The following is a 15,040-nucleotide window of genomic DNA, read 5'->3' as shown; positions in this document are numbered from 1 at the left end:
GGCCGGCCGGGAGCGGGTCAGAGGGAGCCGGCGAGATAGCGCTCGGCCAGCTCGCAGCTCCCCTCGGTGTATCCGGCGCCCAGCTCGCGGGCGATGTCGACGGCCGAGTGGGTGCCGATCCAGGCCACCAGCAGCAGCCGCCGGAACAGGATGAAGGTCCAGATCTCGCGCTCCTCCTCCTTCCCCAGGGGGAGGACGGCGCGGTATCCCCGGAGCCAGGAGTCGATCATCTCGGGCACCTGGGGGTGGTGCTCGATGAAGCTGAGCGCCGCGCCGAGGTCGTAGAGGTACCAGCCGAACCCGCAGTCGTCGAAGTCGATGACGTGCGGCGTGCTGGCCCCCTCGACGAGGAGGTTGGCGAGCCGCAGGTCGGCGTGGATGAGGCCGTAGCGGTCGCTCCCCCGCCCGAAGGCGGCGAGCCGCCGCCGCAGTTCGGCGTCCAGCCGCGCCAGGACTGCCGCGGCCTCGCCGTGGACCCCGACGGCGTCCTGCCAGCGTCCCCAGCGGGATTCGGCGCCGAGCGCGGCGTCGTAGTCCCAGTGGAAGCGGTGGAAGCCGGGGGGCCGCCGCCAGCCGCGCGCGTGCCGGTGCATGCGCGCGGTGAGCGCGCCGAGCCGTTCGAAGTCCTCGACCAGGCGGTCCTCGGACGGCTCGGCCCCGGGCAGGTGCTCGAACATCACGCAGTGGCGCCGCTCGCCGCCCGCGCCGTCGATCGCGAGGATCCGGGTGCCGGCGGCGGAGCGGATCACCCGGGGGGTGCGTACGCCGGCCTCCTCGCGCAGCGCCTCCAGCCAGTCCAGCTCGGAGGCGATCGCCTGCTCGGAGTGGTAGCCGAGGCGGTGTACGCGCAGGATGGAGCGCCGGCCGGTGGCCGGGTCGTCCACCCGGTACGTCGCGTTCTCCGAGACGTTGATCAGCGTCGCGGACGCCTCCGGCGACAGGGTGTGGTGGCGCAGCGCCAGGCGGGCGACGAGGTCGGTCCGCGCCAGCACCTCCGCGCCTCCGGAGAGGTCGTGTTCCCGCATGCGCTGTCCTCCGAGGGGCTGGTGAGGGCGGCAAGGTCATCGACATTGTGGAGCAGCGAGATATTTTCCAAGTAAATCATCCGTTAAACTAGTACACATGGGGACATATCACGATGTTCCGGTGCAGTCGAGGCTGAGGGACCTCGTCCGCCCGCTTCCGGTGAAGGGCGTGCTGCGCCTGCGGCCGTTCGGCGACATCTGGCACAAGCCCGCGCTCAGCGTGGTGATCGCGACCGCCGTCCCCAGCCTGGTCCTGCTCCTCCTCGGCCGCCTCGACCTGGCGATCTACGCCTCCGCCGGCTCGCTGTGCGCGCTGTACTGCCACGGCCTGCCGTACGCCGCGCGGCTCCGGACGCTGCCCTGGGTGGTCGCGGGGATGCTCGCGGGCACCGGCGTGGCGCTGGTGACCGCCTCCCTCACCGACTCGACGCTCATCCGGGTGGCCGTCGCCGCACTGATCGCCGCCGTCCACCGCGTGCTCTGCGACGCCGCCCGCATCGGCCCTCCCGGCAACGTCGTCCTCACGTTCGTCGCCGCGACCTGCGCCTTCCTCCCGCAGCGCCTGGGCGACATCCCCGGGCACCTGGCCGTCGGCCTCGGCGCGGGCGCGGTGGCGCTGCTGGTCTGCCTGGCCCCGGCGCTGCTGCGCCCGCACGGCCCGGAGCGCGTCGCCGTCGCCCGCGCCCTGGAGTCGGCCGCCCTGCTCCGCTCGGGGACGCCCGAGGAGGGGCCCGCGCGTGGCGCCGCCCGGCACGACACCGCCGCCGCCGTGAACGCCGCCTGGCACACCCTCGCGCTGCTGCGCCCGAGGTCGGCCGCGGGTCTGCACTCGCAGGCGGCGCTGGAGCGGCTGGTGGAGCACGCGGAGGCCGCGCTCGCGGGCGGACGGGCCGACCCGGCCGAGGCCGCGCGGTTGCGCGAGTGGGCCCGCGCGCTGCGCCGGCGCGGCCCGCTGCCCACGGCTGCGCCGGAGCCCGGCGCCTGCGCCCTGTCCCGGCTCCCCGCCGCGGGAGCCGGATGCGGCCTGCGCCCCCTGCTGTCCGCGCTGCGGCCGGGGTCGCCGCTGCTCCCCATCGGGGCGCGGGTCGCGGTGGGTTGCGCCCTGGCGGGCTGGGCCTCGATGGCGGCCGGGGTCGGCCATCCGTACTGGGCGGTCGTCACCGCCGCGGCGGTCTTCCAGGCGAACACGTCACTGAGCTGGCAGCGGGCGCTGCAGCGCGTGCTCGGCAGCCTGGCCGGGCTCGTGCTGTTCACCGCGATCCTGCCGGTGTCGCGGCTCGGCCCGCTCGCGCTGATCGCGACGGTCCTCGTCTGCCAGTTCCTGACGGAGGCGGCGATGACCCGCAACTACTGGGCGGGCAACGTCTTCCTGACCCCGATGGCCCTGCTGATGACGGAGTTCGCGGTGCGGCAGCCGGCGTCGGTGCTGGTCGCCGACCGCTGGCTGGACACCTGCGTCGGCGCGGCGCTCGGCGTCCTGAGCTGCCTCCTGGTGACGAACCGGCGGGCGGGCGGCCGGGTCGATCGCGCGCTGCGGCGGGCGGCCCGGGCCCAGGAGGACGCGCGCGACCTCGTCGCGGCGCGGGAGCCGTACGGCGCGGCCCCGAGCGCGAGTGAGGCGGCGCGGGTGCGGCGCGAGCTCGCTGAGGCCCTGGTCCAGCTCCGCGAGGCCGTCGACGTCGCCTCCGGCGAGTGGTGGCAGCGGGCGCTCCCCGAGCAGGAGGTCGCCCTGGCCGAACGTGAGGGACATCACCTGCTCGCCGAGCTGGCCGCGCGGCTGCCCGTCGCGCGGGCCGCCTGACAGCCGCCCGACAGGGAGTGTCTGACAATTGCTTGATTTGTCGGACACGACTTAAAGGAAGGGAGTCCGTATGGAGGACGTCGTCGCCGGGGTGGTACGCCAATGGCAGGGGGTGCGCCCCGATCTCGATCTCGGGCCGATGGCCGTGATCGGGCGGCTGAGCCGCTGCTCGGCGCTGCTGCGCCAGGCCTCGGACGCGCTGCTGGGCGATGAGGGCCTCACCCGGCCGGAGTTCGACGTCCTCGCGGCGCTGCGCCGGGTCGGCGGCGAGCTGACCCCGAGCCGGCTGGCCAGGGAGACGTTCGCGTCCGGGGCCGCCGTCACCAAGCGGGTCAGGGTCCTGGAACGCGAGGGACTGGTGGCGCGCCGGGTGGACGGGCGGGACCGCCGGGTGGTCCATCTGTCGCTCACCGAGCGGGGCCGCGAGCTGATCGACCGGCTCCTGCCCGAGCAGCTCGCCCTGGAGGCCGCCCTGCTGTCGGGTCTCGATCCGGAGCGCCAGGACAGGCTGGCCGCCGCGCTCGGTGAGCTGCTGGTCACCCTGGAGGGACGACTGGGCGGCCTGGTCGGCTGACCAGGCCGGTCGTCGAGGCAGGGCGTCGAGGCAGGGCGCGGTGCGCGGGCCGGCTACCCGCGTGCCGCGCCGGAGCCGTCCTTCCCGTACGCGGACAGGCCGTTGACGATGAGCGTGACGGCCTCCTCATAGGCGTCGTCGTCACGGGGGAACACCCCGTTGATCTCGGCCACCAGGAACCCGGCGGTGAACGCGAAGAGGGCGTTGCGCACCGCCGCCATCCGCTCCTCGGGCACGCCCGCCGCGGCCAGCGCCCGGCACAGCACGCCCGCCACCGCGTCCTGGCGCATGAGCTGGGGGTGGGCGCACAGGTACGGGTAGAGCGAGGGGTGCCGGTGGGCCAGGGCGCGCAGCCCGGCGCCGAGAACCCTGACCTGCTCCTGCCAGGAGGACCCGTCGTCGTCGGCCGGCTTTATCTCGGAGAGCACCAGGTTTCGTACGCCGTCGAGGAGCGCCTCCTTGTTCGGCACGTGGTGGTAGAGCGACATCGGGTTGACGTTCAGCGCCGCGGCGAGTTTGCGCATGCTCAGCGCCTCGACCCCGTGCTCGTCGATGAGGCGCAGCGCCTCCGCGTGGATCTCCTCGGGCGAGAGGGGCGAACCTCTCCGTGCACTCACTGCCATACACCGTATGGTAGCTTTCCATACGGTGTATGGCTGACAGAAGGTAGGAGGTCGTCTCTCATGGCCCAGCTCGTGTCCGTTCCCAGTCTCCGGGGGTTGCCCGTCGTGGGGAACGCGCTGCGCGTCCCGCACGACCGTCCGAGCGCGTACTTCGAGGAGGTGGCCGCGCAGCACCCGGGCGGTCTCTACCGGATGGAACTGCCCGGCCGGAGCGTGCTCTTCGTCTACGACCCCGACCTGGTGGCGGAGCTGTGCGACGAAAGCCGGTTCTACAAGCCGGTGGACGCACCGCTGTCCACCGTGCGCGACTTCGCCGGTGACGGCCTGTTCACCGCGCGCGGCGACGACCCGGTCTGGGGGCAGGCGCACCGGATCCTCCTGCCCGCGTTCGGGCAGCGGTCGATGAAGGCGTACTTTCCGCAGATGCTGGAGGTCGCCGAGGCGCTGACCGCGAAGTGGGCCCGCTCCGACGAGGTCAACGTGCCCGAGGACATGACGCGGCTGACCCTGGACACGATCTCGCTCACCGGGTTCGGCTACCGCTTCGACTCCTTCCAGAGCGCCGAGCTGCACCCCTTCCTGCGCTCGATGGGCAACGCGCTGACCGAGGCGATGGCGCGCAACCGCCAGCTCCCGTTCGTCACCAGGATGAAGCGGCGGGCAGACGAGGCGTACCAGGCGGACATCGCGCGGATGCGCGAGCTGGTCGACGAGGTCATCCGCGAGCGGCGCGCGGCCGGGGCCGGCACGGGCGAGACCGACCTGCTCGGGCTGATGCTGCAGGCGGCCGACCCGCGCACCGGCGAGCGGCTCTCCGACGCCAACATCCGCGACCAGGTGCTGACCTTCCTCATCGCCGGGCACGAGACCACCAGCGGCCTGCTCTCCTTCGCGATCTACAACCTGCTGCGCAACCCGCAGGTGCTGGCCCAGGCGTACGCCGAGGTCGACCGCCTGCTTCCCGGCGACACCGTCCCGACGTACGAGACGATCATGAAGCTGGACGTCATCCCGCGGATCCTCGACGAGACGCTGCGGATCTGGTCGCCCATCCCCTCGATCGGGCTGGCGCCGCGCGAGGACACGGTGATCGGGGGCCACTACCCGGTGGCGAAAGGGACCAAGTGTGCGGTGCTGCTGCCGCCGCTGCACCGCCACCCCAAGGCGTGGGAGCGGCCCGACGAGTTCGACATCGACCGCTGGCTGCCCGAGAACAAGGCCGCGCACCACCCGCACGCGTACAAGCCGTTCGGGAACGGCGAGCGGGCCTGCATCGGCCGCCAGTTCGCGCTCACCGAGGCCCGGCTGGCGCTCGCGCTCGTCCTCCAGCGGTTCGCGATCTCCGATCCGGAGGCGTACCGGATGGAGATCAAGCAGACCCTCACCATCAAGCCGGACAACTTCACGGTGCGGGTGCGACCGCGCCGGACGGCCGAGCGGCTGGACGCCGCACCCGCGCCCGACCCGGCGGAGGCGGAGGCCGAGCAGGGCGCCCAGGTCCGGGTCCAGGGGGTGGGCCTGACCGTCGCCTACGGCTCGAACCTCGGCACCTCGCAGGACATCGCCGAGCAGGTCGCCGACCGGGCCCGCAGGTCCGGCTTCGCGACCACGCTGACCTCGCTCGACGCGCTGGAGCCGCCCCGGGACGGGCTGCTCGTCGTGGTCGCGGCCAGCTACAACGGCCGGGCCCCGGACAACGCCGCCGCCTTCGACGCGGCGGAGAGTCTCGGCGACCTGCGCGGGCTGCGCTTCGCCGTGCTGGGCTGCGGCAACACGCAGTGGCCGACGTACCAGGCGTTCCCGAGGAGGGTCGAGGACAAGCTGCTCGCCGCGGGGGCCGAGCAGTTCGTCCCGCGCGGCGAGGCCGACGCCTCGGCCGACTTCGACGGCGACGTGCAGGCCTGGACGTCCGCGCTCTGGTCGGCGCTGGCCGCCGAGTACGGCGCGGGCGCGGCGGCCGAGCCGGAGGGCCGCCGCTACCGGGCCGAGCTGCTGACGCAGACGCAGGTGCGGCCCGCGGTCGTCTCCGATCGGGCGGTCCCGCTCACGGTGATCTCCAACGAGGAGCTGGTCCGGGATCCGTCCGGGCTGTGGGACTTCGGCGACGAGCGGCCCCGGCCCGGGGTGCGCTCGATCGTCGCCGAGCTGCCCGAGGGCGTCACGTACGAGGCGGGCAACCACCTCGCCGTGTACGCGAAGAACGACCCCGAACTGGTCGCGTGGGCGACGCACTGCCTGCGGCTGCCCGCCGGTCAGGTGGTGCGGCTGAGCCAGGAGGGCGAGCGCGCCACGCACCTGCCGCTCGGCGTTCCGGTGCCGGTGGAGCTGCTGCTGACCGAGTTCGTCGAGCTGCAGGAGGTCGCCACCCGCTCGGACCTGGAGACGCTGGCGTCCTTCACAGAGTGCCCGTGGACGCGGGGCGAGCTGGCCCGGATCGACTACGCCGAGGACGTGCTGGCCAAGCGGGTGTCGGTGCTGGCCCTGCTGGAGCGGTTCCCGTCGATCGCGCTGCCGCTGGAGGCGTTCCTGGAGATGTGCGGCCCGATCCGGCCGCGCTTCTACTCGATCTCCTCCTCGCCGCTGGCCGGGCCGCGGCGGGTACGGATCACGGTGGGACTGGTGGACGGCCCCGCCTGGTCGGGGACGGGGCGGTACCGGGGGATGTGCTCGGCCTACCTGGCCGGCCTTGAGCCGGGGGACGCGTTCTACGGGTACGTCCGAGTGCCCTCTCCCCCGTTCCACCTGCCCGCCGACCCGGCCACGCCGTTGGTCCTGATCGGCCCCGGCACCGGTTTCGCGCCGTTGCGCGGCTTCCTGGAGGAGCGGTCGCTGCTGCCGGACGCCGGTCCGGCGAAGGTGTTCTACGGCTGCCGCCACCCCGAGCACGACTGGCTGTACCGGGACGAGACCTGGGACGCGGACGTGCGCGTGGCGTTCTCCGCGCTGCCCGGCCACCCGCACCGGTACGTCCAGGAGGCGCTGCTCGCGGACGCCGAGGGTGTGCGTGACCTGGTCGAGCGCGGAGCGTACGTGTACGTCTGCGGCGACGGCGTGCGGATGGCCCCGGCGGTGCGCCGGGCGCTGGTGGAGATCTGCGGCGAAGAAGGGGTACGCCGGCTGGACGCGGAGGGCCGCTACCAGCAGGACGTGTTCGGCGGCTGAGGAGCTCCCGCCGAAGTGGAAGGAGCGGGCCGGGCCCTACGCGGCCTGGAAGAGGACCGGCTGGGGCCCGCCCGTACGCATCGTGGACATGACCAGGGACTGGACGATCCGCATGATCAGGGCCTCGAGGAGCATGAAGGCCGCCTTGGCCAGAATGGAAGCCAGGAATTCGGACACTTGATACCTCACGGGGGTGAAACTGCACTTACGGCCAGATTCCACCACATAAACGGATAGCGAGGCACCATCTAGGTGAACAGAAGATGAACAGGCAATGACTACTCGGCGGCCCCCGCGATGGCAGGAACCAGTGTGACCTGCGGTGCGACCGAAATCTCGGGGTGAACCTCAGGATAGCCCGCCGGGTGGACCGCCACCGCCCGCTCGACCACCCGCCCCAGCAGGCCGATCCCCATGGCGCAGCCGAGCCCGATGCCCCAGCCGAACGGCCCGACCGGGCGGCAGCCGAAGAACTGGCTGAATCCGGGAACCGACACGATCAGGGCCAGGACGGCGAGCGACGCCAGCACGGCCAGCGTGACCGGGCGGTCCCTGCCGCCGGCCATGAGCGTCTGCAGCAACTGCGTCGCCACCAGGCCGATCAGCCCGACCGTGTCCGCCCGTCCGCGCGTCCCGGTCATCCGCGCCAGCGCCCAGGCCAGCCCGGCGCCCACGGCCGTCGTCCCGGCGCGTACGTAGATGTCGCGGGTCAGTGCGGCGCCGAGGGACGCCTCCGGCCCCTCCTCCAGGAGCTTCTCCGGGCTGATGGCGCTCGGCGGGCGCACCGCGACCATCATGGCCGGGAGCATGTCGGTGAGCAGGTTGACCAGGAGAAGCTGGCGGGCGTTCAGCGCGCTGCGCCGGGTGAGCAGGCTGGAGCCCACGGTGAAGAGGATCTCCCCGACGTTGCCGCCGAGCAGGATGCCCAGCGACTCGCGGACCGATCCCCACATCGCCCGCCCCTCGACGATGGCGTCGATGATCGTCTCAATGCGGTTGTCCGCCACGACGATGTCCGCGGCGGCGCGGGCGGCGGGCGTGGCCCCCGATCCGAGCGCCACCCCCACGTCGGCGAGCCGGATCGCGGGCACGTCGTTGGCACCGTCGCCGGTGACCGCCACGACCTTCCCTGCGCGGCGCAGGCAGGACACGATCCGCGCCTTGTGCGCGGGGGTGACCCGCGCGAAGACCGACACCTTGGGCAGCAGTTCCACCAGGGCGTCGTCGTCCATCTCGTCGATCTCGGGGCCGGTCATGACGGGCATCCCGTTCAGCGCGCCGACCTCGGCCCCGATCGCCTCGGCCGTGCTCGGGTGGTCACCCGTGATCATGACGACCCGGACCCCGGCGCGGATCAGCCCCTCCACGCTCCGCTTCGCCGTGGGCCGTACCGGGTCGGACAGGCCGAGGTAGCCGAGGAAGCACAGACGGCTGATCCGGGACTCGTCCAGGTCGGCTCGGCTGGAGGCGCGGCGCTCGGCCACCGCGAGCACGCGGTAGCCCTGCCGGGCCAGCCGGTCCACCTCCTCACCCAGCTCCGTCCGGATCTTGTCGTCCAGGGGGACGACCTCGCCGTCGCGTACGACGCTGTCGCAGCGCTCCAGCACGACCTCGGGCGCCCCCTTGACGCTCAGCAGGTGGCCGGCCTCGGACAGGCCGAGCACGGCGTGGTAGCCGCGGGCCGGCTCGAACGGCATCTCGTCGACGCGCGTCCACTCCCGCAGACCGTCCTCGGGGGTCACGCCGATGCGGGTCCCCCCGTCCACCACGGCCCGGTCGGTCGGATGCGGGATGGCCCGGCCGCCCCCGAACCGGGGGGACGCGCGCAGGGCGGCGCCGACGATCGGGCGCAGCCCCGGGGTGAGGGCGTCCACGTCCTCCTCCGTCCAGCCGTCCGACACCCGGCCCAGGCTGATGCGCCCCTCGGTGAGGGTCCCGGTCTTGTCGAAGCACAGCACGTCCACGCGGCCGAGCGCCTCGATGGTCGAGGGGTTCCTGACCAGGGTGTTGCGGGTGGACAGCCGCCTGGCGGCGGCCAGCTCGGCCACGGTGGCGATGAACGGCAGCCCCTCCGGGACCGCGGCGACGGACAGGCTCACCGCGGTCGACACGGCGGAGGCGACCGGCGAACCGCGCAGCAGGTCGATCACCATCAGCAGCGCGCCGGAGCCGAGCGCGACGGGCAGGATGCGCTGGCTCAGTTCGCGCAGGCGCAGCTCCACCCCGCTCGGGGGCGGCCCCTCGCCGCCCATCTCCGCCGTGCGGCCCACCTCGGTCCCCCCGCCGACCGCGACGACCACACCCAGGCCGTGCCCGGCCGCGACGGTGGTGCCCTGGTAGACCATCGACGTCCGGTCGGCGACGGCCGGCGCCGCCGTGGGCGCCGTCGTCTTGGTCACGAGCTGCGACTCGCCGGTGAGCGTGGACTCGTCCACCTCCAGGCCGACCGCCCTGATCAGCCGGGCGTCGGCGGGCACCGCGTCCCCGGCGCGCAGCTCGATCACGTCGCCCTGGACCAGGTCCTCGGCGATCGCTCCCCCGTGGCCGCCCCGCCGCAGGAGCCGTACGTGGAGCTCGGTCTCCTTCGTGAGGTGACGCAGGGCGCGCTGGGCGTCCCTGCGCTGGGCACCGCCGAGGAGGGCGTCCACGACCATCACCCCCCCGATCAGGACGGCGTCCAGGACCGAGCCGACCACGGCCGACACCCCCGCGCCGGTGGCGAGGACCGGGGTCAGCGGGTTCGCGAGCTCCTCGACGGACGCCCGGACCAGCGACGGCGGCTTCTCCGGCGCGTGGGGCGTGACCGCCTCGTGCCGGTGGACGGCCTCCTCCTCTTCCAGGCCGGTGGACGAGGTGTCCAGCCGGGTCAGCACGTCCGACGTCGCCATCGCGTGCCAGGGCGTGCGGTCGGTGGCGGTCGGCGGCCGCACGCCGCGCAGGCCGCGGCCCACCAGCGCGCCGACGACCATCGCCGCCAGCGCGCTGGCGTCGCCGAGGAGGAGGGCGCTCGGGATCGCGCGCCGGCCGGGGCCGAGCGCCGCCATCCCGAGTCCGAGCACGGCGGCGAACATGGTCACCCGGACGCTCTGCTCGCTCGCCTTCCTGGCATACGGCAGGCCGCGCAGCAGCAGGTGGACGCCCTCCAGGTCGGCGATCACGTCGGCGTCCCAGGGCACGTGCGACGAGCCGCTCCGGAAGACGCCGATGCCGAGGTCGGCCTCCGACAACCCGTGCGGGGAGCGTCGCGACACGAGCGCGACGCCGTGCCCGTCCCGCTGGAGGCTCCGCACCGTATCGGCCAGGTGCGCGGCGCGTTCCGCCGTCTGGTCCACGCCCAGGCGGCGGCCGAGGCCCGGCTCCCCTCCGGCGATCATGACGCGGACGGTGCCCATCGGCGCCGCGGCGAGCGCCTCCGAGAGCGGGTGCAATTCGGGCGCGAGGCCCACGAGCGCGACCCGCGTGCCGTCCCTCCGCACCTCGATCGGCCGTACCCCGTGCTCGCGCCACAGCGCCAGCCGCTCGGTCTCCCCCGTCTCCTGTTCCCGCTCACGTGGAAGCGGCTCGGCGACCCAGTCGCCGTCCGTGCGCCGCGCGTCCGGCTTCTTCAGGTCGAGGAGCGTGTACAGCCGGGCGTGCAGCGTGTCGCGATCGCCGTCCGGCGTGAGCGGCACCACCTCCTCGATCTCCCACCCTCCGGTGGCAAGGACGGCGGCGTCGATGAGGACGGTGTCGATCCGGTCCATCCGGCGCAACGCGATGCGGTGCAGCACGATGCCGCCACGCTCCGACAGCACACGGACGAGGACACTGACGAAGCCGTCCCGGCCGAGCCGGGCCGCCTTGGGCGTCGTCGAGATCAGCACCGAAACGCCGCGCTCCTGGCTGCGGCTGATCACCGAGGTGAGGCCCTGCGCGCCCAGGGCGGCGAAGCTGGCCGCCTCGGCGTACCGCTCGATCGGGCCGTGCGGCAGGGGCGCGGAACGGGGCTTGACGGGCACGCGCAGGTGGCGGTAGGCCCCTTCGTGCGCCGCGAACTCCTGCTCGCGCCGGGCCCAGGAGCGACAGCCCGCCCGGGCGTCGGCGTACCGGCCCGCGGCCGCGAGCGAGTCGAGGAAGAGGGCGATGGGCCGCACCGCGAGCGTCTGGATGACGATGCGGCTCGCCGTGAAGAGCGTGTCGGTGGCCGGCACCCCGATCCGGCGTTCCAGGGTCACCCGCACCCGGGGCATGTGCTCGACGAGCCCCACGAAGGCGGGGACGGTGGGTGGCAGCCGCCGTACATGGGTGAGGAGCCCGGCCAGCGCAAGGCTGGTGCCGGCGATGCCGCCGAACAGGGCGATGCCCGCGTGGACCTGCTGTGCCACGCCGTCGCGCGCCCACCGGACGCCGCCGGCCTGCTCGGCCTCCTCGGCCTCCTCCTCGTCGTCGCCGACGTCGCCCGGGTCGGGGTCGCCCCCGCCCGGCGGGTCGGCCTCCTGGCCGTCGGGCTCGGCCGCACCCGTGTCGCACTCCTGGACGATGGCCAGCAGGCGGGACAGATCGGCGTCCTCGGCGTGACGCACGAAGACGCAGCCGAGCGCGCCGTTCACCTCGGCGCGGTCGGCGCCCGCCTCGCACAGGCGGGCCTCAAGCGCCTCGGCCGCGTCCCGGGTTCCGGGGCCGCCGATGCGGCGCAGTTCGATCCGGGTTCCGCCCGCGCACACCTGGAGGCGGCGCGGGCGTGGTACGAAACTTCGCAGCGGCTCCGGGAGGATGCTGAGCAGCGTGCCGAAAGCGGACAGTCCGGGAAGCGCCATGTCAGCGACTCCGGCCCGTCACGTGGATCGGGTGGGCGGCGGTCCGGGTGGGCGTCTGACCGCCGCCCGGACAGGACGGCGGGATCACCCGCGCGTCCGAGCGGACCGCATCGCCGGAGTCCGCGCCCGCGACCAGGCCTTGGATTCCTCCGTGCGTCCCCGCTGCGCGAGCATGGTTCCCACGCCGATGGCGGCGGCGACCGGCCATTCGAGCACGCCGAAGACGGCGAGGGCGCCGAGGCCTCCGTAGTAGATGACGCGCTCCGGCGGCGGCAGGAACGACCGCGCCACGTCCACGGCGTGGCCGACCTCCTGGCGGCTCATGTGCGGCATCTCCACGTGCGGCATTTGCGGCCGATGGAACTGGAGGCTGACCATGGGCAGGTTCAGCGTGAATTCACCGTTGTGCCCGTCATGTTGCCCCTGCGTGATCGGGGTCGGCGTGGACGCGGCGCGGGCGGCACGCGCGCGGGTCGCGGCGGTCCGCGTCGTCCGCGTCGTCCGCGTCGCGGCGGCCCGCGTCCCGGCGGCGGTCCGCGTCGCGGCTGTCCGCGTCGCCGTCGTCGTCGTCCGCTTGCTCGCGGGCTTCTCCACGGCCGGCTGCTTCTTCGTCGTCGGCCGGGGCGTCGTGGCCGCGCGTGTACGGGTCGTGCGGCCCGTCTGGGGCGTCTCCGTCACGATCGAGTCCCTCCTCCACCCGGGAGCGGTCCCCCGGCAAGACGGCAGGGAGGAAAGCGCCCGGCTGCGGGCGGGCCTCCCGTATCTCCATACTTCGCCCGCCCGCCGATTACGGAAAGCCCTAATCGCGTCCTTTTACAGTCCCATTCTCGATCCCGGACACTCCGCCGCCCGAACCGCGGGTCAGCGCAGCCGGAGCCGCTCCGGCAGTGCGGCGAGAGGCTCCGGCAGCCGCAGCGGGCCGCGTCCCGGGGTGATGGTGCCCAGAATCCGCGCCCCGGACGCGCCCGTGCAGCCGGGCACCGTCCCCGCCAGCCCGTGCGCGGTCAGCCAGCCCAGATAGGAGAACGCGATCGCCTCCTTGGCGTCAGAGGGCACGCCCAGCTCGTCGCTCGCCAGGAAGCGGGCGCCCGGCGCCCGGCGCCGCAACTCGTCCATGACGACCGGGTTGCGCACGCCGCCGCCGGACACGACCACCGTGTCCAGCCGGTGCCGCCGGATCTCCGCCGCCACGGTCTCCCCGGTCAGCGCGGCCAGCGTCGCGAGCAGGTCCGCCAGGTCCAGCGCGTACGGCGCCGCCACCCTCGCGAGGTACCCCTCGTGGAACAGCTCCTTGCCCGTGCTCTTGGGCGGCGTGCGCCGGTAGTACGGGTCGGCGAGGAGCTCGGCGAGCAGCCCCTCGTGGACCCTTCCCGCCGCCGCGAGCCTGCCGTCCTCGTCGTACGGCCGGCCGGTCGCGGCGAGTACGGCGGCGTCCAGGAGGGCGGAGGCGGGGCCCGTGTCGTACGCCACCGGGACGGCCGGCACGGTGAGGTTGGCGATCCCGCCGAGGTTGAGCGCCCCGGCCCGGCCGGGCAGTCCGGCCAGCAGCGGCAGGTCGAACGCGGACACCAGGGGCGCGCCGTGGCCGCCCGCGCTCACGTCGCGGACGCGCAGGTCCGAGACGACCGGGACGCCGAGGCTCTCGGCGATCCAGGCGGGCTGGCCGAGCTGCAGCGTGCCCCGGACCCGGCCGTCCTCGACCCAGTGGTAGAGGGTCTGCCCGTGCGAGCAGATCAGGTCGGCGGCGGGGCACTCCCGCGCCGCTCCGGCGAACGCCTGGCCGATCAGCGTGTCCAGCCGGCACACCTGCGCCATGTCGACCGGGTGCGGCGGCAGCGCGGCGACGATCGCGGCCCGCAGCTCCGGCTCGTACGGTCGAGCACCCACATGCTCGACCACGCCGGTGAGAACGCCGTCGGCGGCCATGGTCCAGTCCACGACCGCGCTGTCGATCCCGTCATGGGACGTCCCTGACATCAGCCCGAGCACTCGCACGCCTGCTCCTTGTCGGGATTCTTCATAGGAATATAGTTCTTGGAAGATTATCTACACATGGAGAGCGTGTGACGACTCTGGTCATCGGCGTCGACGGCGGGGGCACCGGCACCCGCTGCGTGGTGGCGACACGTACGGGCCACGTGGCCGGGAGGGGAAGCGGCGCGGGCGCCAACGTGCTCTCCGCCGCCGACCCCGCGGGCAGCCTGCACTCCGCGCTGGAGGGGGCGCTGTCCGGCCAGGACCGCGACCGGGTCGCGGGCGGGGTGTTCGCGCTCGCCGGCGCCGGCTCGGCGCCGGAGCGGGCCGAGGCGCTGGCCGCCGAAGTGTGGCGGGCCTGCGGCCTGCCCGGGCGGCCGGTGGTGGCGCCGGACATCCTCGCCGCGTTCGCCGGGGCCACCGAGGAGCCATCGGGCCGGGTGCTCATCGCCGGCACCGGCGCGGTCGCCGCCAGGATCAGCGGGCGCGCCGTCGTCGCCCGGGCCGACGGGTACGGCTGGATCCTCGGCGACGAGGGCTCGGGGGTGTGGATCGGGCGGCGTGCCGTACAGGCCGTGCTGGGCGCGCTCGACGGCCGGGGCACGCCCACGGCGCTGCTCGACGGGCCGCCGGAGTGCGCGATCCGCGACGCCCTGGTGGAAGTCCCGGGCGAGCCGGGCGCGCGCATGACCCCGGAGGCGGTCGTACGGGTCGTCCAGGCGGGGGTCGCCGAGGGCGGGCCCGCGTGGCTGGGCCGGTTCGCGCCGGCCGTCGAGGCCGCTGCCCGCCTCGGCGACGAACCGTCCCTGGCGATCCTGCGCGAGGCCGCGCGCCACCTCGTGGCCACGGCCAGGTCCCTGGGCGAGGAGGCCGGGCCGACGGTGCTGGCCGGGTCGCTGCTCACCGAGCCGACCCTGCTGGCCGACCTGGTCAGGTCCGGGCTCGGCGGCCCCGCGGTCCCGGCCCGCGACGGCGCGGCGGGGGCGGCCGCTCTCGCCCTCCACCGCGCCGCGCCGGAGGCCTCCGAGGCCCCGGACGTGCTGGCCGCCCACCGCAGGCTCATCGCCTGATCGGGGGCGGCCCTG

The 15,040-nt window shown here is 74.2% G+C and carries 10 protein-coding genes; 4 read left to right on the top strand and 6 right to left on the bottom strand.

Translation table 11 applies throughout. The annotated features are described in order from the left end of the window. Nucleotides 1-17: 17 nt before the first annotated feature. Complete coding sequence (locus ACQP1V_RS20170) at nt 18-1,025, bottom strand: phosphotransferase enzyme family protein (protein WP_387417638.1); 1,008 nt, start codon at nt 1,023-1,025, stop codon at nt 18-20. Between the two features lie 121 nt (nt 1,026-1,146). Between ACQP1V_RS20170 and ACQP1V_RS20165 the strand changes: the two genes are divergently transcribed. Together ACQP1V_RS20165 and ACQP1V_RS20160 are read left to right on the top strand one after the other, a co-directional pair. Next, entirely contained in the window at nt 1,147-2,826 is a 1,680-nt protein-coding gene (locus ACQP1V_RS20165; RefSeq protein ID WP_433425252.1) for an FUSC family protein, read from the top strand. A 70-nt stretch (nt 2,827-2,896) separates the two neighbouring features. Then, nucleotides 2,897-3,400, top strand: coding sequence for a MarR family winged helix-turn-helix transcriptional regulator (locus ACQP1V_RS20160; RefSeq protein WP_067126666.1), 504 nt, complete (start codon nt 2,897-2,899; stop codon nt 3,398-3,400). Between the two features lie 53 nt (nt 3,401-3,453). Here ACQP1V_RS20160 and ACQP1V_RS20155 read toward each other — a convergent pair whose 3' ends face one another. After that, a complete protein-coding gene (locus ACQP1V_RS20155; RefSeq protein WP_433425250.1) occupies nt 3,454-4,023 on the bottom strand; it encodes a TetR/AcrR family transcriptional regulator in 570 nt (189 codons plus the stop codon). A gap of 60 nt (nt 4,024-4,083) precedes the next feature. On the opposite strand from ACQP1V_RS20155, the gene ACQP1V_RS20150 reads away from it, so the two are divergent. Continuing rightward, nucleotides 4,084-7,185 carry a bifunctional cytochrome P450/NADPH--P450 reductase gene (locus ACQP1V_RS20150; protein ID WP_433425247.1) on the top strand — a complete coding sequence of 1,034 codons (3,102 nt, stop codon included), beginning with the start codon at nt 4,084-4,086 and terminating at the stop codon, nt 7,183-7,185. A gap of 36 nt (nt 7,186-7,221) precedes the next feature. Here the strand turns inward: ACQP1V_RS20150 and ACQP1V_RS20145 are convergent, their stop codons facing one another. The 4 genes from ACQP1V_RS20145 to ACQP1V_RS20130 all read right to left on the bottom strand — a co-directional run bounded on the left by ACQP1V_RS20145 (nt 7,222) and on the right by ACQP1V_RS20130 (nt 13,976). Next, nucleotides 7,222-7,362, bottom strand: a complete 141-nt coding sequence (locus tag ACQP1V_RS20145; protein ID WP_433226400.1) for a hypothetical protein — start codon at nt 7,360-7,362, stop codon at nt 7,222-7,224. A 101-nt stretch (nt 7,363-7,463) separates the two neighbouring features. Continuing rightward, nucleotides 7,464-11,981, bottom strand: coding sequence for a cation-translocating P-type ATPase (locus tag ACQP1V_RS20140; protein WP_433425245.1), 4,518 nt, complete (start codon nt 11,979-11,981; stop codon nt 7,464-7,466). Nucleotides 11,982-12,065: 84 nt separating this feature from the next. Continuing rightward, nucleotides 12,066-12,659, bottom strand: a complete 594-nt coding sequence (locus ACQP1V_RS20135) for a hypothetical protein (RefSeq protein WP_433425243.1) — start codon at nt 12,657-12,659, stop codon at nt 12,066-12,068. A gap of 183 nt (nt 12,660-12,842) precedes the next feature. Continuing rightward, a complete protein-coding gene (locus tag ACQP1V_RS20130) occupies nt 12,843-13,976 on the bottom strand; it encodes an anhydro-N-acetylmuramic acid kinase (protein WP_433425241.1) in 1,134 nt (377 codons plus the stop codon). A 68-nt stretch (nt 13,977-14,044) separates the two neighbouring features. Here ACQP1V_RS20130 and ACQP1V_RS20125 point away from each other — a divergent pair, with 68 nt between their 5' ends. Continuing rightward, a complete protein-coding gene (locus tag ACQP1V_RS20125; RefSeq protein WP_433425239.1) occupies nt 14,045-15,025 on the top strand; it encodes an N-acetylglucosamine kinase in 981 nt (326 codons plus the stop codon). Nucleotides 15,026-15,040: the final 15 nt, after the last annotated feature.

It is taken from the genome of Microtetraspora malaysiensis, assembly GCF_050947145.1.
In the GTDB taxonomy this organism is placed as follows: Bacteria; Actinomycetota; Actinomycetes; order Streptosporangiales; family Streptosporangiaceae; genus Microtetraspora_A; species Microtetraspora_A malaysiensis.
This window is presented reverse-complemented; position numbering and strand designations above follow the sequence as displayed.

Excerpts from the sequence above, each read along its gene's own strand:
- ACQP1V_RS20155 (WP_433425250.1), bottom strand. The coding sequence starts at position 4,023 with ATGGCAGTGAGTGCACGGAGAGGTTCGCCCCTCTCGCCCGAGGAGATC.
- ACQP1V_RS20140 (WP_433425245.1), bottom strand. The coding sequence starts at position 11,981 with ATGGCGCTTCCCGGACTGTCCGCTTTCGGCACGCTGCTCAGCATCCTC.
- ACQP1V_RS20150 (WP_433425247.1), top strand. The coding sequence starts at position 4,084 with ATGGCCCAGCTCGTGTCCGTTCCCAGTCTCCGGGGGTTGCCCGTCGTG.
- ACQP1V_RS20170 (WP_387417638.1), bottom strand. The coding sequence starts at position 1,025 with ATGCGGGAACACGACCTCTCCGGAGGCGCGGAGGTGCTGGCGCGGACC.
- ACQP1V_RS20160 (WP_067126666.1), top strand. The coding sequence starts at position 2,897 with ATGGAGGACGTCGTCGCCGGGGTGGTACGCCAATGGCAGGGGGTGCGC.